This is a genomic window from Streptomyces sp. NPDC086549, assembly GCF_044746205.1.
GTDB lineage: Bacteria > Actinomycetota > Actinomycetes > Streptomycetales > Streptomycetaceae > Streptomyces.
Map to the genome: position 1 here is coordinate 31,659 of NZ_JBIVBS010000021.1, position 17,786 is coordinate 49,444.

Genomic DNA, 17,786 nt, shown 5'->3' on the forward strand with positions numbered 1-17,786 from the left:
CGTTCCGGTTCTCTGTTCCGTTCCTGCTCGGGCCCCGGGCCGTGGTGGCATGCCCAGGTCCACACTGGCTGTCGCGGCGGCCCGGTGGGCCTGGGCGCGCTTGCTGGCCAGGAACCTCAGGGTGAGGTCGAGCCCTTCGACCTCACCGCGCACCGCTCCTGCAGGCGGCGCCGGCGGATGTGGAACCAGCGCAGATCGGCGTCCCGGTTCGGGCGGGGCGCCACCCAGCGTCCCCAGCGTTCGGGCTCGGCCGCGGACCAGGTCTGCGGGTCCAGGTAGAAGGCGCGGACGGCAAGGAACGGGCCGTCGATGTGCTGACGGGGCTTGCCGTCCTGGCGGACGAGCAGCCGTTCTTTCCAGGTTTGGACGATCCCTTCGCTCAGCCGCAGGTCGGCCTGGTCCGGGTTGATCTCTTCGACGATCTTCCAGAAGTACCGGACCAGGTTGCGGACCAGGTTGTCCAGCGTGCCGCAGTCGACCTCGACGGCGCGGCGGCGGATGTAGTCGACCAGCAGGTCGCGGATCTCGCGGTTGCGCAGCTGGTGGCGGTCGACCAGGTCGTCGGCGGACTGGCGGCCGCGGATCCTGGCGTCCTGCAAGGTCTGCGAGACCCAGGCCGGCAGGACGCCCATGTTGGGCAACGGTGGCCAGGCGGCGGCGATCCCGCATCCGGGATGGGCATTGGCGTAGTGCACGAGCGCGCCCGGGGTCAGGTCGGCCAGGGCAATCCCATAGACGGTCATGGCCCGGCACAGATGTCGGATCGCGCTCTTGCGCCCGTCGGCGCTGACGGGGCGCCGTTGCAGCCGAGTGCGGAACTCCTCCAGGAGTGGATCACGGCTGAGGGCCAGGAACTTCTCGGTGTACTGGGGAGGGTGGGTCGCCCGGAAGGCGTCCTCGGTCGGCTGGATCATCCGCATGGCGAAGGCGATCCCGGCAGCCCGGGTGAGCCGACTGCGCCACTTGGGGTCGCCGTCTGCGAGGTCGGCGACGGCCCGGCCGGGCCGGTTCAGGCCGGCCGCCTCCCATCGTTCCTGCCAGGTCTGCCCCGGCTCGGCGGCCAGCTGCTGCAGCAGGCGGCGCATGCCGTGCTTGTAGTCCGCCCGGGCGTTGCGGCTGACGTCGGTGAACTCCTCGGATACGAGCGCGACGATATGGTCGATCGGCGCGGACGACAGCTCCCCGAGTGGCCGTGGCGGCCGGTCCGGCTCGCCACCGCTACGTCCTGGCCGCCGAACGCAAGGAACGCGCCCGCATCCGCAGCGAGAAAGGCTTCCCAATGCTGATGTCAAGCCGCGACAGGTGGTGTGGCTTGGTAGCAAGCTTCGTCGCGAATCATGGCCCACAGAACGTTGACGCGGCGGCGGGCGAGCGCCAGCAGCGCCTGCTTATGTCCCTTGCCTTCGGCGCGTTTGCGCGAGTAGTACGCCTTCGAGGCCGGACAGTTCTTCAGTCTCGACAGCGCGGAGAGATACATCACATTGGGCAGACCGCGGTGGAACCGGCGAGGCCTGCGGAGGTTGCCTCTGACCCGTCCGGAGTCGCGCGACGCTGGTGCCAGGCCGGCATAGCCTGCGAGCCGGTCGGCGCTGCCGAAAGCATCCATGTCGCCGCCGGTGGCGGCGATGAACAGAGCTCCCATCTGCTTGCCCATGCCGGGCAGGCTGAGGATTACCTCGGCGTGCGGGTGTTCGCGAAACCGGGCCTCGATCAGGGCGTCGAGTTCCGCGATCTCCTCATCGAGGGCCATCACCCCCTTTGCGAGGCGGACCACCATGGCGGCGGCCAACTTCTCGCCGGGCAGCGCGGTGTACTGGGCCTCGGCGGCCTCCACCGCCGTCCTGGCGAGTGCGGCGGCACTGCGGACCTTGCAGTTGCGCAGCCAGGTCTCGATGCGCTTGGCGCCGCTGCGGCGGATCGCCGCTTGGGTCTGGTAGCCCGTCAGCAGGACGACGGGGCCCTTATTGGTCAGCTCTAGCTCACGCTATCAAGCAGTTGAGTGCTCAGCCGATTGATCTGACGGGTGCGATCGCAGACCAGGTCGGTGCGGCGGGTCGTCAGGGTCCGCAGGTCCACGGCGATCTCGTCACCAGGCCGCAGCAGGCCAAGGTCTCGGCGCATGCGTGCCTGGTCGGCGATGACAAAGGCATTCTTGGCGTTCGTCTTGCTCTCGCCCCGGTAGGAAGCCGAGGCGTGGTGCACGGCAGGCCGGCGATGTAGGCCATGGGCAGGTCGTGGTTGAGCAGCAGCCCGATCAGCAGGGCGGCTCCGCCGGGTTGAGGTCGACGGCCCAGAGCACGTCGGTGTCGAGGGCCAGGACGTCCACGATCAGTTCCAGCAGGGCCGTCTCGTCGTTCAGGACCCGGCGGGACAGCGGCCGTTCACCGTCCGCGTTGATCAACACGCAGTGGTGATGTTCCTTACCGATGTCCACTCCGGCCCATATCCGGGGCACAGCCACGTCCGCCAGCTCGTCGCACCACGTACGCCCAGCAGACGACCTCGCCGACGTTGCCCTACACAGCGATCGAGTCGCATCTCCCAATTGGCGGTCGAGTCGTCGCGGGGCTCCGGGCGGCCAAGCCTTTCCAGCCATCTCACGGCGGTCCGCTGACAGCCATACCCAGAGCCCCTGGGTCCAGCTGATCCTACGAATGACCAGTTCGAACCCAGGACCAAGAAAGTAGGGCATCCGCTGGGGCGGACGGCCCCAGCGATCGGCGGCCTGACCTGGCAGGAAGGTGAGTCACCGAGATTACGGGGCGAGCGGGGCTTTTCGCCTGAGGCGGCAACGGGTGGCGCCGGCAGGGACTCAGGGTTCGATGACGAGGCGTTCGATGAGGCCGTCGCGGAGTGTGAACTGGTAACGCAGATCGATGGTCCCGCCAGGGAAGTTGCCTTCGAGGTGGTGGGTGGCGATGTAGCGGGTTGCGTCGGTCTGCTGGGCGCCGGTGAGGTGGATGGTGTAGGTGAATTCGGTGGCCGATCGGTTGAGCCACTTCCCGATCGCCTCGATGCCCTCGTAGGTGTTGCCATCGTCGATCACTGTGGCTTCGCGGGTGAACGCCGTGATTGCGGTTGCGGTGTCGTGGGCGCGGTGCGCTGTCAGGTAGCGGGTGATCACCTCGGGCAGGGTGTCCGGGGTGCTGGTTCGGGGCTGGTTGTCGTGCATGACGCTCCTTGGGGTGGTGGCGGGTTCAGACGGTGGGGGTGGTGCCGCCGTCGATGACGTGTTCGGCGCCGACGATGGCCGAGGCGCGGTCGGAGACGAGGAAGGCGACGAGCTCGGCGACTTCCTCGGGTCGGTTGGGACGGCCCAGCGGGATGCCGCCCAGGGAGTCCATGAGCCGGCCCAGCGCCGCTTCCTGCGTGATGTCTGCGTCGTGGGCGATCCGGGCGACGAGGTTTTCTGCGGCCGAGGTCTGCACAAAACCGGGCGAAACGGTATTGACGCGGACGCCGTGCGGGGCGACCTCGTTGGCCAGGCCCTTGCTGTAGGTGGTCAGGGCGGCCTTGGCGGCAGCGTAGGCCAGGGTTCCGTTCCACAGCGGCATGCGGCGCTGGATCGAGGTGACATGCACGATCACGCCCTTACCTGTGGCGATCATGTGCGGCAGGAGTGCGCGGTCCAGGCGGACGGCGGCCAGCAGGTTCGTGTTCAGCTCCCTGGCCCAGTCGTCCTCGCCGAGCGCGGCGAACCCTCCGGCCGGCGCCTCGGACCCGCCGAGGGTGTTGACCAGGATGTCGACGCCGCCCACGCGGGCGTCCACCTCGGCGGCCACGTGAGAGGCGCCCTGGGCGCTGGACAGGTCGGCGGTGATGAACGTCTTCTCCTCGACGTCGTCGGGGCGGTTGCGGGCCGTTACCAGCACGGTCGCGCCGGCCTGGGCGAGACGTCGGGCGATGGCGGCTCCCGTGCCCTTGGTACCGCCGGTGACCAGAGCGCGTCGGCCTTCGAGGGATTCGCTGATGGATGTGGTCACGGTGTGTTCCGTTCCCGGGATCGGGCGCAGAAGGCGCCGCTCCCGTCATTACTGCTAAAATAGAAGCTACTAACTTCGACTTTAGCAGTAACTGAGGGGATGGCCACCATGGCAAGCCGGATCAGGCTGGAGGACCGGGAGTGCCCACTGTCCACGACGGTGGAACACGTAGGCGAGTGGTGGACGCTGCTGATCCTCCACGACGCCTTTGACGGCTACACGCGCTTCGACCAGTTCCAGGAGAGCCTGGGCATCTCCTCCAGCATGCTCACCACCCGGCTGAAAACCCTCGTCGCCGACGGACTGCTGGAGCGCCGGCCCTACCAGACCAACCCCGTACGCCACGAGTACGTCCTCACCGAACTCGGGCACTCCCTCCGGCCGGTGATCGTCGCCCTGGCCGCGTGGGGTAACTCCCGCCTCACGCCGGCCGAACGCAGCATGATCCTCATCGATGCGCACAGCGGCGAGGAAGTCGAGCCCGTCGTCGTCGACGCCAAGACCGGCCGCCGACTCGACGACAGCGACACCTACGTCTTCACCGCAGGTCCCGCAGCCAGCGACGCCATGCGCGACCGATATGCGACACGACCGACCACCCCCGCGGAGGCGTAGGGCCGCCCCAAGCCAGCGCCGAACAGCCGTGTGCAGTGCCGGACGCACCTCGTACCTGATCGACCAGACAACACCGGATCGCCGGCAGCATCACGCGGGACTGACACGAAAATGACTCGTGGGTGAGTACGTCGGTCAGGCCGTGATGGGTTCGAAGCGGATGGTCAGGCCCAGGCTGTTGGCTTCCTTGAGCATGCGGCGCATGGCCCGTTCGGGATCTCGTCGGGTGAAGTGGTCGGCGCCGAGTTCCCGGTAGTGGGTCTTGTCGTGCAGGACGTGCCAGATAGCGATGGCGAGTTTGTGCATCACGGCGACCAGGGCCCGTTTGCCGCCGCGTCGGGCGGCCAGGCGTCGGAAGAAGACGCCGAGGTAGGAGTTCTTGTTCCTGATCGCGACCATGGCGGCGATTCCGAGCAGCCGTTTGAGGTTGCTGTTCCCGGGGCGGGTGCGGCCGGACCGGCTCACCCCGGCCGACTCGTTCTGGCCCGGGCAGACTCCGATCCAGGAGGCCAGGTGGTGGGCGGAAGCGAACTGGGTCATGTCGCCGCCTGTCTCGGCGATGATGATCTCAGCTCCCAGTCGGCCGATGCCGGGGATAGTAACGAGACTCGCCAGGTCCTGCTCGCGGTCGGCCAACATCCGGGCGATCCTGGCATCGAAGCCGGCAATGACCCGCTTCCAGCGGTCGATCTCGTCCAGGTAGTGCCGGACCATGAACGCGTGGTGGTCGGTGAACTCGCCGTCCAGTGCCTCGATGAGGGCGGGGATCTTGTTGCGGGCCCGGCCGACCGCAAGGTCGGCCAGGCGACCGGGATCACGCTCCCCGGCAATGAGGTGTGCCTCCCCTCGTACCGTGGGGGATTGACATTCGACGGCTGCAGCTCGAGCCGGCCGGGCGGGATCTGCTTGACCAGGCCAATGATCCGGGAGCGTTCGGCCTCGGTGATCCTTTGCTTGCGGCCCTGCCCGCCCAGATCCTCCAGACCCTCAAGCCCCGAGCGGTTGAAGCGGTGCAGCCAGCGGCGCACCGTCTTCTGACTGCACCGCAGCTCGTCGGCGATCTGCGGGACCAGCCAGCCGTCCCAGCTCAGTTCCACCATCCGGCACCGCTCCACCAGAACCTTCGACGCCTTTCTGGCCGACGCCAGGCGGTGGACCACCGCTTGCTCGCCCTCGTCACGGCCCGGCCGTGCCCTCAGCACCATGCCCCAGCACCCGCCCCCGAACACACGCAACCACCCCGCTACCAGCAGCTATACCCACCGAAAGCGGAATCGAGCACTAGTAGGACTCCGTTAGGTCTGTGTGTCGACCTTGTTCAGGGGCATTCTGAATGGGTGGACGCACATGAAGTCAATCGTGTTCGGGCGACGTTGGCGTTATTCGTGGCGGATGTGTTCGCCTCGGTGCCGCGCAAGGACCAGCGGGCCAAGAGCGACTGCTATCTGCGGGGACTGATGATGGATGGTCGCCGCAAGTCCATCCAGGCCATGGCCGCGCGGCTGCCGGACGGCAACGAGCAGAACCTGCAGCAGTTCGTGAACCAGTCCACGTGGGATCCGGTGCCGGTGCGGCGGCGGATCGCTGAACGGATGGTGCCGTTGATCGGCCCGGACGCCTGGGCGGTCGACGACGTGTCGTTCCCCAAGGACGGCAGGATGTCGGTCGGGGTTGCTCCCCAGTACTGCGGTGCGCTGGGCAAGCAGGCGAACTGCCAGGTCGCAGTCAGCGTGCACGCAGTCTCCGACGCTGCCTCAAGCCCGCTGAACTGGCGGCTGTTCCTGCCCCAGGAGTGGGCGGATGACACCGTCCGGCGAAGGCGGACCGGCGTGCCCAAGGACGTCGGGCACCGGGAGAAGTGGCGGCTGGCGCTGGACGCCCTGGATGAACTGGCCACATGGCGCCTTGTGCCGCCGGTCGTGGTCTCGGATGCCGGCTACGGCCAGAACGCCGACTTCCGCGCCGGCCTGGCCGCGCGGGGACATGCGTACGTGGTCGGCATCCGCCACGACATCACCGTCCAGCCGCATGAGGCGGTGCCCGCCGCCCCTGCCTGGTCCGGCAATGGCCGGCGGCCGGTGCCCCGCTACCGGCAGCCACCGGTGACGGCGGCGGAACTGGCCGCTGCCCCTGGACGGGAAGCCTTCGGGGAGGTGACCTGGCGGGAAGGCTCCCGCGGGCCGATGACCTCCCGCTTCCTCACAGTGCGGGTCCGGCCTGCTGGGGTGCGCTCGCGCCGGCTGGCCCAGGCAGCCGCGGTGGCCGGGCACGGCTGGTGGGACGGCGTCCTGCCCGAGGTGCGACTCCTGGCCGAATGGCCCGACGGTGAGGACGAACCGACCCGGTTCTGGCTGTCCGACCTGCCCGACGACACCCCGGTCGCCGACCTGGTCCGGCTGGCGAAGATCCGCTGGCGCATCGAGCACGACTACCGCGAACTCAAGCACGGCCTGGGCTTAGACCACTTCGAAGGCCGTTCCTGGAACGGCTGGCACCACCACTCCACCCTGGTCACCGCCGCCCATGCCTTCCTCACCGAGCAGCGGCTGGCCCCAAAAGTCGACACAACGGACTCACCCTCTACCAGATCCTCGACGCCCTCCAGGACCTGCTGAACTGCTGGACCGGCATCTGCACCACCTGCCGCCGACCGCTGCCCAGCAGAATCACACCAAGATCAAGAGAGACCTAATGGAGTCCTACTAGGCGGCTGGCGGTAGAGCCCTGGGGCGGCCGCCGTGGGGTTAAGTCGGCGGAGCCAGACCTCGGCCGTGACCGCAAGGGCGCCAGCCGGGCGAGGTGGGCGCGGCTCGCGTCGGGCGATCCGCTCAACATGGTTGGTCCCGCTCGGCGTGTTTCAGCCAGGCGCGCGTCGGCGCGGTAAAAGATCGGTGCGGCCAACTGTCTGACCTCGAGGAGGTTGCTCATGACCACCGCCCAGGACCTGGAGCGCATCTGGGAGCTCCATACCAGCAACGAATTCGTCACGCTCGATGTCGATGCGACCATGGCCACGATGACGGACTCACCTGAGGTGCTCCATGTGCCCACAGCCATGGGCGCCCGCGGCAGGCCGGCCGTCCGGGACTTCTACGCCCGCTGGTTCGTAGGACACAATCCGCAGGACTTCACGATCACATCGCTGAGCCGCACCACGGGACGCGACCGCATCGTCGATGAAATGCTGATCTCGTTCACCCATGACAGCCAGGTGCCCTGGATCCTTCCGGGGGTGGCCCCGACTGGGCGCCCCGTCAGCATCGCCGTGATCGCCATCGTGACTTTCGAGGGCTCCTTGATCTCGAGCGAGCACATCTACTGGGACCAGGCATCGGTCCTCAGCCAAACGCAACTCATCGAGCCCGCGGCGCTGTCACGGCTGCCCGTCGTGACGGACCAGCGTGCGACCCTGACAGACGGCCCCCTCAATCAGCTGGTAGACAGGGGCAACCGCTTGCCGTGAGGTCTGGCCGGAGCGGCGGGATGGCCGCAGCCGTGTAGAAAGCCTTCAGCGCCGACATGTCAGCCGCGTGGTGCTGCTTGGAGGTACGTCGTAGGGTCCTGCGGATCAGGTGGACCTTGCTGGTCAGCCCGCCGCACGAACGCCCGAGCCGGGCGGCCTCAGGCGGACCCGGCGCCTGCGCCGGATCCGCCGCCGCTCTCGTCTACGCGGGTCGGACTCGTCCGCCTCGTCCTCGGTCTGCGCCTTTCGTCCCTTTCGGCGGCCCCCAACTCCCACTCGCTATACGTGAGTTCCTCATGCGCCACGCTGGACATCTACCAGTTGGCAAACGGCCGCCGGAAGAGGCGTCCCGCATCTTGATCACGACTAGGGACACGCCCTAGGTGTATTGATCACGAGCGTTGTTGACAGTCACGGTGCTTGATCATGGTGAAGACCTCCGGTGTGGTGGAGCTGTCTAGGAACACACCGCACGGAGGTCTTCGTGCCCCACCGTAATGCCCGGCTGACCGTTCACGGCAGACGGCTTCTGGCTGAGCGTGTCCGTTCCGGTCGGCCCGTCGCCCATGTGGCGGCCGAAATGGGCATCTCGCGGGCCACGGCCCACAAGTGGCTCCGCCGCTGGCGGTCGGAAGGCGAGCAGGGGCTGCACGACCCCTGCTGACCAGCCACTTCAGGATGGCGCAGCCTCATTGGTAGCGGACCTGCCCGCCTACGGCCGCCACGCGGCTGGCGCAGCACACCGTGCACCCCACCCGGCTCAGCGGGACGCTGACACTATGGCCAGCGACCATCTCGTTGTCGTGTACCCGCCCGCCGAGGATGGCGGCCGGCGTGTCCGGGTCGGCGACCACTTCGTTGGCATGGCTTATGGGCTGCTGGATGTCGCGGCGTTCCTTCAGGAGGCTGGGCTGCAGGACTGGGACGAGATGGACGTCGTCCGGTCCGCGCTCATCGAATGGCGCGGTGGCGGGCCCGACGTGTGGGAGCGCTGAAGGGACCCACACAAGTCAGCGGCGGCAACGGTTCGGGTATCGGTCCGTGCGGCGAGAGCATCCCGCCTTTCGTGCGAGGCCATGGTCACTCTGGGAGACGCGGTGGCGCATGGAGGCATCACGTCAGCCCCATACGGGCGGATCGAAAATCGCTGTGCGTGCGGCGTGCGCGAGCGCGCTTTGTGTGCCGATGGACAGGCCGAGCCGGTTCCAGTGGAAAATGACGTGGTAGGTGTCTGCGGTCATGCAATTCAATTCCCCAGGATCTTCATGATCAGCGTCACGTAATTCCCCACCCTGGGCTGAGACGCCATCCGCTTACCGCTCTACAAGCTTGATCAGTCGAACAGTGTTCCTGTTCGGGTGATCTCCCGGTGGTCGGGGCATAGCAGCAGGGCCTCTTGGTAGCTCGGGGTTGCGATCCCAACCGAGCAGTACCAGGAGGCCCTGTTGTCGTAGTCTGTCGCGTTCGCTTCCGTGGAGTCCAACGCGCCGTCTCCTGCGTGTGACTGTCTCGCGCACAGGTTCGGCAACGCGGCGGACGGGCCCGTCCGCGAGTGGGTGCCGTGCTCCCGGGTTCGGCCGTGACGTTCCTCCGAATCACGCAGTCGGCGAGTGGCGAGTTCCCCGGTGTCCGAGTCCTGAGGCTCTGTCACTGGGCCTCCGGTCAGCGGAACCAGAAGGTGCCTACGCCCAGGTTGCAGTGATACCGGACTTGCCACACATTGGAAACGAAGGTTCCATCACTCAGGTCATGGAGACGTGAGCCGACGCAGAGGATCGCAACATGACCCAACCCACCCCTCGGATCAGAGGCGTCCATGCCGTCAACGATCTCCCCGTCGAAATCCCCCACCGTCATCCTGTCACTTCACTCATAGTTGATGGTGAGGACTTCACCCCGGGCGGAAAGGCTCATTTTGTGTTCACGGCAGGGGGAAGGACCTTGGCGCAGGGGGCGGTGGACGTGAAACAGAACGGATTGGTCAGTTTTACTGCAACAGTAAGGCCCACACTTGAATGCGAGAGTTCGGTGTCCGCAGCGGGAAAGGATCTTAGTTCCGGCAAGAGTACCGATCATGTGTCCGCCGAAGTAGTGTGCCCCGACGACTCCGGCAACCAGTGATTCCGACGCTTCGAGGCGGAGCCGCGGGTGGGGGCAGACGAGTCGGGCTGTACGCCGGGTTCTGTTCCCCGGTGTCCTCGCGGACGCCGGGGCGACGGCCATCCATCTAGGACCGGCGTTGCCGCAGGCCTACCCGCGGACTCGGGCGGGCAGCCCTCGAACGTCCGCGCAGAAACACCGGGATCTCTCTTTGCTTGCTCGTGCGCACAGTGACAAGGGTCAGTCAGCCTATGGAAACCACCCATTCGCAGTACGATCCCTGTCCTGACTGGCGCTCCGCAGCCAATTCGTCGGCTCGGCCCGCAGCATGGCGGCATCGGACAGGCAGTCCTCGCCCAGCGCCACCGCGAGCGCCACATCGAGCAGGACCTTGCCCGGATCACGGCCCCCGGCGCCTTGCGCCACGGCGCCAACGCCGCCGTATCCAGGCCGCTCTTGCGGACCGTCTCCACCAACAACACGGCTCCGGCCTGCGAGACCGCTCCACGGCCACCGCCCTCGACACGGACACGTGGGTACGACCCGGTAGACTTCTCCATCTGAGGAGTGCAGGTTTCCTGACGACGAACAGGACCCTAGACAAGTCACATCGTCCCAGGTCAGATGTGCTCCTCGCATTTTTGATCAAGCGTCAGACAGCCCACCTCGTGAAAGCGCAAGGTTAGCCCAGTTCCGGTGACCTGGCTGTTTGGGTAGGTGACGCTGCGGCGGGTTTCAGGCTTCGGGGGGCTCGGACGGTACCTGGCCTCCAGGGACGAGGTTGCGAAGAGATTGCCAGCGGGGCGAGCCGACGAGGGCGGCAGCTTGGGCGGCGGTGGTGCGGTTCACCGTGGTCGAGCACGTGCGGTTGGTGAATGCTGCCGCCGAGTCGGGGACCTGGAGTTCGGTGGCTTCGATGTGCAGGATCCCGTTGGCGTCGATGTCGAAGGTTACTTCGAGCAGTGGGGTGCCCTTCGGGTGGCGTGGCAGATCGGTCAGTTCGAGGACGGCGAGTGATCGGTTCTCCGCGGCCTGCTCCCGCTCGCCTTCGAGGATGTGCAGGACCACCGTCGTCTGGTTCGCCGCCATGGTGACGAAGACCTCGCTGCGCCGCGTCGGAATGGTGGTGTTCCGCTCGATCACCTTCGTCATCGCTCCGTCGGAGGTCTCCAGGCCGAGCGAGGCCGAGCAGACGTCGAGGAGAAGCGTGTCCTTCACTACTCCGGCGAGGACGCCGCTCTGGAGGGTAGCTCCAGTGACGATCCCCTCCGGGATCAGGCCGCGATAGGGACGTCTGCCGTTCATGATCCTGCTCATCAGCTCGCCGATGGCGGGCATCCGAGTGGCGCCGCCGGTCAGGATCACCTGGTTCAGGTCGGACTGCTGGATGCCGGCGTCGCGGAGGGCCTGTTCCACCGGCCCGTGGCAGCGTTCCAGAAGATCCTGCGTCATCGACTCGAACTCTCGGCGGGTCAAGGTCTCTTCGAGGTGCACCGGGGCGCCGCCCGAAGCCGTGAGGTAGGGCAGCGTGACGGTCGTGGTGCTCGCCGACGACAGTTCGATCTTCGCCGCTTCCGCCGCCGCTTGGAGTCGCTGCATCGCCTCGACGTTCTGGCCGAGGCCAACTCCGTGCAAGTCCCACACACGGCGCATGAGATGCTGGACGATGCGCCGGTCCCAGTCGTCGCCGCCGAGGTGGTTGTCGCCCGCGGTCGCCTTCACCTCGACGACCCCATCGGTCACTTCGATGAGTGAGACGTCCAGGGTGCCGCCGCCCAGGTCGAAGATGAGGACGGTCACCCAGTCGTCCCCGTTGTGCCCCATGCCGTACGTCATGGCGGCCGCCGTTGGCTCGTTAATGACCCGCCAGGCATGGATCCCAGCTCGGTCAGCGGCCTCCACCAAGGCTGCCCGCTGGTCCAGGTCGAAGTTCGCGGGAACCGTAAGAACAGCCCTGTACAACGGCCCCCCGGCATAGGCCTCCACATCCTCCCGCAGCCTCCGCAGGATGTGTTCCGCCACGTCCTCCGCCGTCAGGCGAACCGTGCCCCGCGTGATGCTCCAGTCCGTGCCGAGCTTCAGCTTCGCCGAGCGGATCGTGTAGTCGGGGTTGGTGATCGCCTGGCGTTTGGCAGGGGCGCCCACCAGGATGTCGCCCAATTCGGTGATCGCCACCAGGCTGGGAGTGGTCAGGGCGCCCTCCGCGTTCGGGATCAAACGGACGTCCTCGCCCTCGAACAGCGCGATCGCCGAGTTCGTCGTACCGAAATCGATGCCCACCACCGGACCGTAGCCGTTGCCGGAGGTGGAAGTCGTGGCAGGTGGGCGGGGTGTGGCGGGGCGGGGGGCGCGGGCCGTGGGGATTTCGCCGAGGCCTCGGTCGTGCCACAACTGTCGTGCTCTGCGGGCCACTTCGCGGTCGGCGTCGGCGATCAGGCCGAGGAGGGAGGCGCGGGCGGCGTCGCGGGTGGGTTCGCGGACGCTGCCGAGGAGTTGTTCGACGAGGTGGAGGGAGCCGATGCGTTTCCACGGCTGGGGGTCCAAGGTGGCCGCGCGCATCTCGGACAGGCGGTCCACGTCCGCGTGGCGGGGGCTGCGGGCGAGGTAGATCGTGCCCTGGGCGCTGTCCACGCTGATGGTGGGGGTCTGGCCAGCGATGCGGTTGCGGACCTGCTCGTGGACGTATTCGTAGAGCTCCTCGACGGAGACGAAGCCATCACCGTCCAGGTCCGCGGAGCCGTCGCGGAGGCCGCTGACCACCGCCGAGGTGAACACGGACGGCTGGGCCGGGGCGCGGCTGTGGCGGACGTCGTGTTCGCCCTCGTAGGCGTACTGGAGAGCCGTGGAAGCCGTCAGGACCACTCGGCCGTTGCCCGCGAACGGCTCGGCCACGTCGACGGTGGGCGGGCCGGCGTCCCGGCGCAGGGCGTTCATGGGGAAAGCGCCGCTGTAGCAGCAGTCCAGGAGGACGACGATACGGCGGGAGCGGCTCGCGCCCATCCAATCGCCGAGGACCTCCGCGGGGACGGCGGTTGAGCGGAGGTAGTCGAGCTCGGTATCCCGCATGACGAAGTGCAGGCGGCCCCTGGTGTCCTTCCAGCCGTGCAGGGAGAGATGGAGCACGAGCAGGTCGTCGCGGGCGGCATTGGTGAAGAAGGACTCCAGGGCGCGCATCGCGGGGCGAAGGGGTGCGTCGACGAGAGTCTCGACCTCAAAGCCGCCGATGTTGGGGGCGCCGAGCACCTCCGCGAGGGCGGCGGCGTCCGCAATGGCCGCCGGGAGTGTGGCGAAGTGGTCGTCGTCGTATGTGCTGTTGGCGATGATCAGGGCGCGGCTCGCCACGGCGGGTCACTCCCCGTGGCGGCGGAGGAACTCCTCCAGGGCGCGCTGTTGCACCTCGTCGCTCGTGCCAGTCAGCTCGATCTCGTCCTCGCCGATCTTGAGGCGGACGCTGCCCGTGCGGCGGCGGTTCAGCCAGTCCTGGACGAGGGCGGCGAGCACCGGGAGCAGGGCGCCGCTGCCGCCCAGGCCGAGGAGGAGGGCGCCCAGTTGGACGGCTTCCGTGGAGCGGCTGCCAGGAGGCGGCGGGCCCTGTGTCACGCGGTTGATGCTGTCAAGGTCCAGCTCACTTAACTCGGCGATCAGATACTGGAGTTGTTCCTCGGCATACTCTGCGTCGTCGTCTCCGGTGTCGAGTACGAGCACGACCGGTATCGTCCTGACCTCTATGACGCCACCCCCGTTCACCCACGTGTCGAAGGAACTCTAGCGACGCCGGGCCTGGTGGGGGGACTGGTCCGGAAGGATCCGATGGTCAAAGTTTTACGCAGGCGCAGGCTCTGCATCTTGCGGTCCGGGGTCCTGTGCACGTCCGGCATGTCCGGATGGTGCAGGGTGAGCTTCCCGCCGGGGACGATGCCGTAGATCATCTGGGCGCAAACGTGTGCTGTCACCTTGTCCAGCTGGTCTTGATGTCTGCGGCGGACCCCCAAGACTGCCGACAGAGTCGCTCAGCGCCGACGTGCCATACGGCGCCCAGCAGCGGCTTCCCAATGGCCAAGTCAAGCCGCGGTCGTAGCCGACATGCGGTCCGCGAGGAACTCTTCCTGCCCAACGCAAGCGCCATGACGGCCACACGGCTCGGGGAACAGAGATTCCTGGTGCATCATCCTGACGACCTGCCATTACCGCGACGTCCGCGTCGCGGCTGAGGCAGTGCCGACAACCTCGTAGAGAGCACGCCTGCTTGACGAGCAATCTCCTGAGTAAGATCCGATCGGACAGAGTCTAGAGGTCTTTAACGGTGCGGGTTGCGGCGGGTCGTGACGGCTGCCGTGGGCTGCGCTATGCCGGGAGGATGAGGTATCCCGATGGCGGTGGACTGACGGCCGAGGACCGGGCTCGGCGTGAGCAAGTCCGGCTCGCCGCCGCTGACCTGATCGAGGCGGGAACCAGTGACCGGGAGGTGGCCCGGCGGTTCAGGGTGACCCGGATGTCGGCGAATCGCTGGCGGCGGGCGTTGGCTTCAGGGGGTCGGCAGGCCCTTGCCTCCAAGGGCGTCGGCGGCGCCCGCTGCAAGCTCGACCCGACACAACTCCGGGTTATGGAGACGGTGTTGGATGCCGGCCCGGCCGCCTCCGGCTGGAGTGACCAGTGCTGGACGCTGGCCCGGATCGCAGAGATCGTGCGCCGCCGGTTCGGCGTCGAGTACACCCTGGCTGGGCTGGACCTGTTGCTGCATCGCATCGGCTGGAGCGTGCAGGTCCCGTCCCGCAAGGCCACCGAGCGCAACGAGGCGAAGATCGCCGCCTGGAAGGACGAGCAGTGGCCCGTCATAAAAAGAGGGCGGCGGACTTGGGCGCCTGGCTCTGCTTCGAGGACGAAGCCGGCCAGGGTCTGAGGCCGCCCAAGGGCCGCACCTGGGGCCGCCGAGGCCACACCCCGGTGGTGCGGGTCACCGCCGCGGGCACCAAACGTGTCTCGATGGCGGCGCTGATCTGCACCAAGGCCGGACGTAGATCACGGCTGATCTACCGCATCCACCTCGACCGCGGTCCCGCCAAGGGCCGTCGCAAGGGCTTCACCGAGACCGGCTACGTCCGCCTGTTGGATGCCGCGCACCAGCAGCTCGGCGGCCCCATCGTTTTGGTCTGGGACAACTTGAACACGCACGTCAGCCGCACCATGCGTGAGCTGATCGCCGCCCGATTATGGCTGACCGTCTACCAGCTGCCGCCGTACGCTCCCGAGCTCAACCCCGTCGAGGGCGTGTGGTCGCACCTGAAGCGGTCGCTGGCCAACCTCACCAAACACAGCCTCGACCAGCTCACCGCGTTGGTGAAGACGCGGCTGAAACGGATGCAGTACCGCCCCCGCCTCGTCGAGGGCCTCATCGCCAAGACCGGGCTCGACCTCCAACCGCCGTAACCTCAGCCATTAACGATCTCTAGCTGCCCGGCGGGCGCGCCCGCTGCCTTTTCCGCTCCACCAAGTAGCCGACCGCGGTTGCGCCCAGTAGCACCAGCCCCATGGAAACCCCACTGAAGAGCCAACTGACCGGAGCTCCTTTGGCTCTTTCCACACTCCAGAAGACCACCGACAGCACGCCCCAGCTCGTACACAGCTGTGCAAGGGCCCGTCCGAGCCCGCCGGGACGCGGACGGTGCGCGGGCAGACGGGCGGCGGGGTCGTAGCCGACGCGCTCGTAGTGCAATTGAGTCAGACGCTCCAACCGCAGGCACAGTGCGAAGAACAGCATCAGCCCAGCGCCCAACAAGACCGCCTGCAAGAAACGCGTCCCATCGGTGAATGCCCCGAAGGTCATGCCGCCCAGCGCCGCGAGCGGCACTGCCAGGACAACCGCGGAGCGCAGCGGGCGGCTGGCGACGCGAACCGCGATGGGCGCCGGAGGCCGGTACCTCTCGCCCATGCCGAGATACCGATCGGCTTTCAGGACCGCCGTCAGCAGCAACCTCCGCCTTCCGCAGCACCTGCAGCATCCGCTTCATAGGTCCCTCGCACGTCGACGATGCCAAATACACACGATGGACCATCGACAGGGCGGCAAGGTTGCCGTCGCTGCGCGATTCAGCCGGCAGCGGCCTCCACGGCCGCCCAGATTGGGGGCCGGTCAGCGTTCGCACGCCACCACGTACGCATGACGCCGAACCCCCGCTGCACCGGCAGCGGGGGTTCGGCATGCAGTACCGCCCAGGCTTCAGCGAGGGACTCGTGGCCAGGACCGGACTCGACTTCCGACCGCCGTAACCCCAGCCCTTAAAGATCTCTAGACGTCATCACGGACCTCGGCCGGCTGATGAGGGAGCGGCGCACACAGTTTCCCTCTGCCAAAGCCGCTCCCTTGGGAGAGTTGCTTGAGGAGTTGAAGCGGGCACGAGCACGCTACTCCCGTTGCTTGGAGAGCTACCGGGACGAGTTGCGGCAGTTGTCCGAGGAGGAACAGCGGCGGCAGGAGTTCCTCCAAAGCACCGCCAGCGTCTCTCTTGAAGCGATACGCCATCTCTCCGGCCGTGAGTTCGAAATGCTCATCGCCTCACTCCTGGAACGCGATGGTTACGAGGTGCACCGCGCGCACGGCGGCGCCGGCGACAGGGGGGCGGATGTCATCGCGACGGGAGGCCGCGGTGAGCGGATCGTCGCACAGTGCAAGCTCCGGAAGACTCCGTCCGCCAAGATCGGATCCCCCGAGGTGCAGACGTTCAACGGCACGGCACGGCCGGATCACCAGGCCACGCATCCGCTCATGGTGACGAACGCACGCTTCACTCAGGACGCGGAGGCGGCAGCAGCGAGGTACGGCATTTTGCTGGTGGACAGCGGTGCGTTGCGCACGTGGGCAACTTTTGGAAAGCCCCTCGAACTGCCTCGATGAGGGCTTTCCAACCTCGCGCTGGCGCGACGTGTTCCTGGCTGCGAAGGAGCAGTCACCAGGCAGGCGACGTGGGTGGTGCTGCAGCGGGCCCGGCCGCACCTTCAACCCGGACCAGGCCGAGACCGCCGGAGCGCAGATGTTCGGGTTGGACGGGGGCCGCTTGCGGAGGGGCGGCGCCAGGCCGCGTGCATCCGCGCCGGAAACATTTGGTTCGCCGGCGTTCAAAGCCGAGCATTGCGCAACGACCACCGACAGTGGCCCGGCTGACTGGAAGCCCGCCAACCACGCGTTCTGGTGCGCGTATGCCAAGGACTACACGCACATCAAGTCGGTGTGGAAGCTGACCACCACCGCCGACGAGAAGTCGGCCCTGTCCTCCATGTTTCGGTAGCTGTCCCAACTGAACCCGGCTCAGCGCCGGCTGACTGGGGGCGGCGGGCTGCCCGGCGCAGATGAAATTCGGCTGCCCGTGTGGAAGGGGTGGCCTAGGGTGGAACTACCGACGCGGGGTGGAGCAGCTCGGTAGCTCGCTGGGCTCATAACCCAGAGGTCGCAGGTTCAAATCCTGCTCCCGCTACGAGAGTCGAAGGGTCCGGCATTACTGCCGGGCCCTTCGACGTTTCCGCCCGCTTCGGCCAGTCTGGCAGCCGGTCGGTGCGCGGTCCGGCCCGGCGGTCAGTCACCAGGCTTGTCCGATGCGCCGGGTGGGGTGCTGTGGGCAAGCCGGGCGTGT

17 protein-coding genes, 1 tRNA gene and 4 pseudogenes are annotated in these 17,786 nt (G+C 67.3%); 11 read left to right on the forward strand and 11 right to left on the reverse strand.

Translation table 11 applies throughout. The features are described from left to right. Window positions 1–116 precede the first annotated feature (116 nt). The 4 genes and pseudogenes from ACIPSA_RS42715 to ACIPSA_RS42730 all read right to left on the reverse strand — a co-directional run bounded on the left by ACIPSA_RS42715 (window position 117) and on the right by ACIPSA_RS42730 (window position 3,983). The gene (locus tag ACIPSA_RS42715; protein WP_402645377.1) at window positions 117–1,085 is read right to left on the reverse strand and encodes a hypothetical protein; all 969 of its coding nucleotides are present in this window, start codon (window positions 1,083–1,085) and stop codon (window positions 117–119) included. Window positions 1,086–1,288: 203 nt separating this feature from the next. Then, window positions 1,289–2,461: pseudogene (locus ACIPSA_RS42720) on the reverse strand (IS110 family transposase). Between the two features lie 351 nt (window positions 2,462–2,812). After that, on the reverse strand, window positions 2,813–3,172 hold the full coding sequence (locus tag ACIPSA_RS42725; protein ID WP_402645380.1) for a nuclear transport factor 2 family protein: 360 nt from the start codon (window positions 3,170–3,172) through the stop codon (window positions 2,813–2,815). Window positions 3,173–3,197: 25 nt separating this feature from the next. Beyond that, window positions 3,198–3,983: an SDR family oxidoreductase gene (locus ACIPSA_RS42730; RefSeq protein ID WP_402645383.1), complete on the reverse strand. Its 786-nt coding sequence runs from the start codon at window positions 3,981–3,983 to the stop codon at window positions 3,198–3,200. 108 nt (window positions 3,984–4,091) lie between these two features. Between ACIPSA_RS42730 and ACIPSA_RS42735 the strand changes: the two genes are divergently transcribed. Further along, window positions 4,092–4,598, forward strand: coding sequence for a winged helix-turn-helix transcriptional regulator (locus ACIPSA_RS42735; RefSeq protein WP_402645385.1), 507 nt, complete (start codon window positions 4,092–4,094; stop codon window positions 4,596–4,598). Window positions 4,599–4,733: 135 nt separating this feature from the next. Here ACIPSA_RS42735 and ACIPSA_RS42740 read toward each other — a convergent pair whose 3' ends face one another. Next, complete coding sequence (locus ACIPSA_RS42740) at window positions 4,734–5,429, reverse strand: IS110 family transposase (protein ID WP_402645617.1); 696 nt, start codon at window positions 5,427–5,429, stop codon at window positions 4,734–4,736. 68 nt (window positions 5,430–5,497) lie between these two features. Continuing rightward, window positions 5,498–5,803, reverse strand: a pseudogene (locus ACIPSA_RS42745) (transposase); the annotation flags it as partial. 132 nt (window positions 5,804–5,935) lie between these two features. On the opposite strand from ACIPSA_RS42745, the gene ACIPSA_RS42750 reads away from it, so the two are divergent. The 4 genes and pseudogenes from ACIPSA_RS42750 (at window position 5,936) to ACIPSA_RS42765 (ending at window position 9,056) form a co-directional block, all read left to right on the forward strand. Next, complete coding sequence (locus ACIPSA_RS42750; RefSeq protein WP_402645388.1) at window positions 5,936–7,213, forward strand: IS701 family transposase; 1,278 nt, start codon at window positions 5,936–5,938, stop codon at window positions 7,211–7,213. Window positions 7,214–7,524: 311 nt separating this feature from the next. Beyond that, complete coding sequence (locus ACIPSA_RS42755) at window positions 7,525–8,061, forward strand: nuclear transport factor 2 family protein (RefSeq protein ID WP_388637184.1); 537 nt, start codon at window positions 7,525–7,527, stop codon at window positions 8,059–8,061. Window positions 8,062–8,545: 484 nt separating this feature from the next. Continuing rightward, window positions 8,546–8,716: pseudogene (locus ACIPSA_RS42760) on the forward strand (helix-turn-helix domain-containing protein); the annotation flags it as partial. Between the two features lie 124 nt (window positions 8,717–8,840). Beyond that, window positions 8,841–9,056, forward strand: a complete 216-nt coding sequence (locus ACIPSA_RS42765; protein WP_402645391.1) for a hypothetical protein — start codon at window positions 8,841–8,843, stop codon at window positions 9,054–9,056. A gap of 123 nt (window positions 9,057–9,179) precedes the next feature. On the opposite strand, the gene ACIPSA_RS42770 is transcribed toward ACIPSA_RS42765, so the two are convergent. Then, window positions 9,180–9,302 (reverse strand): hypothetical protein, encoded by a 123-nt coding sequence (locus tag ACIPSA_RS42770; RefSeq protein ID WP_402645394.1) that lies wholly within the window; start codon window positions 9,300–9,302, stop codon window positions 9,180–9,182. A 541-nt stretch (window positions 9,303–9,843) separates the two neighbouring features. Between ACIPSA_RS42770 and ACIPSA_RS42775 the strand changes: the two genes are divergently transcribed. Beyond that, the gene (locus ACIPSA_RS42775) at window positions 9,844–10,182 is read left to right on the forward strand and encodes a hypothetical protein (protein WP_402645396.1); all 339 of its coding nucleotides are present in this window, start codon (window positions 9,844–9,846) and stop codon (window positions 10,180–10,182) included. 291 nt (window positions 10,183–10,473) lie between these two features. Here the strand turns inward: ACIPSA_RS42775 and ACIPSA_RS42780 are convergent. From ACIPSA_RS42780 to ACIPSA_RS42790, 3 genes and pseudogenes are all read right to left on the reverse strand, one after another. Beyond that, window positions 10,474–10,721 (reverse strand): annotated as a pseudogene (locus ACIPSA_RS42780) (IS1380 family transposase); the annotation flags it as partial. 175 nt (window positions 10,722–10,896) lie between these two features. Then, a complete protein-coding gene (locus tag ACIPSA_RS42785; protein ID WP_402645398.1) occupies window positions 10,897–13,503 on the reverse strand; it encodes an Hsp70 family protein in 2,607 nt (868 codons plus the stop codon). Between the two features lie 6 nt (window positions 13,504–13,509). Then, window positions 13,510–13,866 (reverse strand): hypothetical protein, encoded by a 357-nt coding sequence (locus ACIPSA_RS42790; protein WP_402645401.1) that lies wholly within the window; start codon window positions 13,864–13,866, stop codon window positions 13,510–13,512. 652 nt (window positions 13,867–14,518) lie between these two features. On the opposite strand from ACIPSA_RS42790, the gene ACIPSA_RS42795 reads away from it, so the two are divergent. Further along, window positions 14,519–15,061, forward strand: a complete 543-nt coding sequence (locus ACIPSA_RS42795; RefSeq protein WP_402645404.1) for a winged helix-turn-helix domain-containing protein — start codon at window positions 14,519–14,521, stop codon at window positions 15,059–15,061. Beyond that, window positions 15,058–15,588, forward strand: coding sequence for a transposase (locus ACIPSA_RS42800; RefSeq protein WP_402645620.1), 531 nt, complete (start codon window positions 15,058–15,060; stop codon window positions 15,586–15,588). Before ACIPSA_RS42795 ends, ACIPSA_RS42800 begins: the two co-directional genes overlap by 4 nt. Window positions 15,589–15,607: 19 nt before the next feature. Here ACIPSA_RS42800 and ACIPSA_RS42805 read toward each other — a convergent pair whose 3' ends face one another. Then, window positions 15,608–16,132, reverse strand: coding sequence for a hypothetical protein (locus ACIPSA_RS42805; RefSeq protein WP_402645406.1), 525 nt, complete (start codon window positions 16,130–16,132; stop codon window positions 15,608–15,610). Between the two features lie 444 nt (window positions 16,133–16,576). Here ACIPSA_RS42805 and ACIPSA_RS42810 point away from each other — a divergent pair, with 444 nt between their 5' ends. The 3 genes from ACIPSA_RS42810 to ACIPSA_RS42820 all read left to right on the forward strand — a co-directional run bounded on the left by ACIPSA_RS42810 (window position 16,577) and on the right by ACIPSA_RS42820 (window position 17,630). Next, window positions 16,577–17,053, forward strand: a complete 477-nt coding sequence (locus tag ACIPSA_RS42810; RefSeq protein ID WP_402645409.1) for a restriction endonuclease — start codon at window positions 16,577–16,579, stop codon at window positions 17,051–17,053. 136 nt (window positions 17,054–17,189) lie between these two features. Continuing rightward, complete coding sequence (locus tag ACIPSA_RS42815) at window positions 17,190–17,444, forward strand: hypothetical protein (RefSeq protein WP_402645412.1); 255 nt, start codon at window positions 17,190–17,192, stop codon at window positions 17,442–17,444. A gap of 112 nt (window positions 17,445–17,556) precedes the next feature. Next, a tRNA-Met gene (locus ACIPSA_RS42820) sits at window positions 17,557–17,630 on the forward strand. Window positions 17,631–17,786 lie beyond the last annotated feature (156 nt).

Excerpts from the sequence above, each read along its gene's own strand:
- ACIPSA_RS42715 (WP_402645377.1), bottom strand. The coding sequence starts at position 1,085 with ATGCGCCGCCTGCTGCAGCAGCTGGCCGCCGAGCCGGGGCAGACCTGG.
- ACIPSA_RS42725 (WP_402645380.1), bottom strand. The coding sequence starts at position 3,172 with ATGCACGACAACCAGCCCCGAACCAGCACCCCGGACACCCTGCCCGAG.
- ACIPSA_RS42735 (WP_402645385.1), top strand. The coding sequence starts at position 4,092 with ATGGCAAGCCGGATCAGGCTGGAGGACCGGGAGTGCCCACTGTCCACG.
- ACIPSA_RS42755 (WP_388637184.1), top strand. The coding sequence starts at position 7,525 with ATGACCACCGCCCAGGACCTGGAGCGCATCTGGGAGCTCCATACCAGC.
- ACIPSA_RS42765 (WP_402645391.1), top strand. The coding sequence starts at position 8,841 with ATGGCCAGCGACCATCTCGTTGTCGTGTACCCGCCCGCCGAGGATGGC.
- ACIPSA_RS42770 (WP_402645394.1), bottom strand. The coding sequence starts at position 9,302 with ATGACCGCAGACACCTACCACGTCATTTTCCACTGGAACCGGCTCGGC.
- ACIPSA_RS42775 (WP_402645396.1), top strand. The coding sequence starts at position 9,844 with ATGACCCAACCCACCCCTCGGATCAGAGGCGTCCATGCCGTCAACGAT.
- ACIPSA_RS42795 (WP_402645404.1), top strand. The coding sequence starts at position 14,519 with ATGAGGTATCCCGATGGCGGTGGACTGACGGCCGAGGACCGGGCTCGG.
- ACIPSA_RS42815 (WP_402645412.1), top strand. The coding sequence starts at position 17,190 with ATGTTCGGGTTGGACGGGGGCCGCTTGCGGAGGGGCGGCGCCAGGCCG.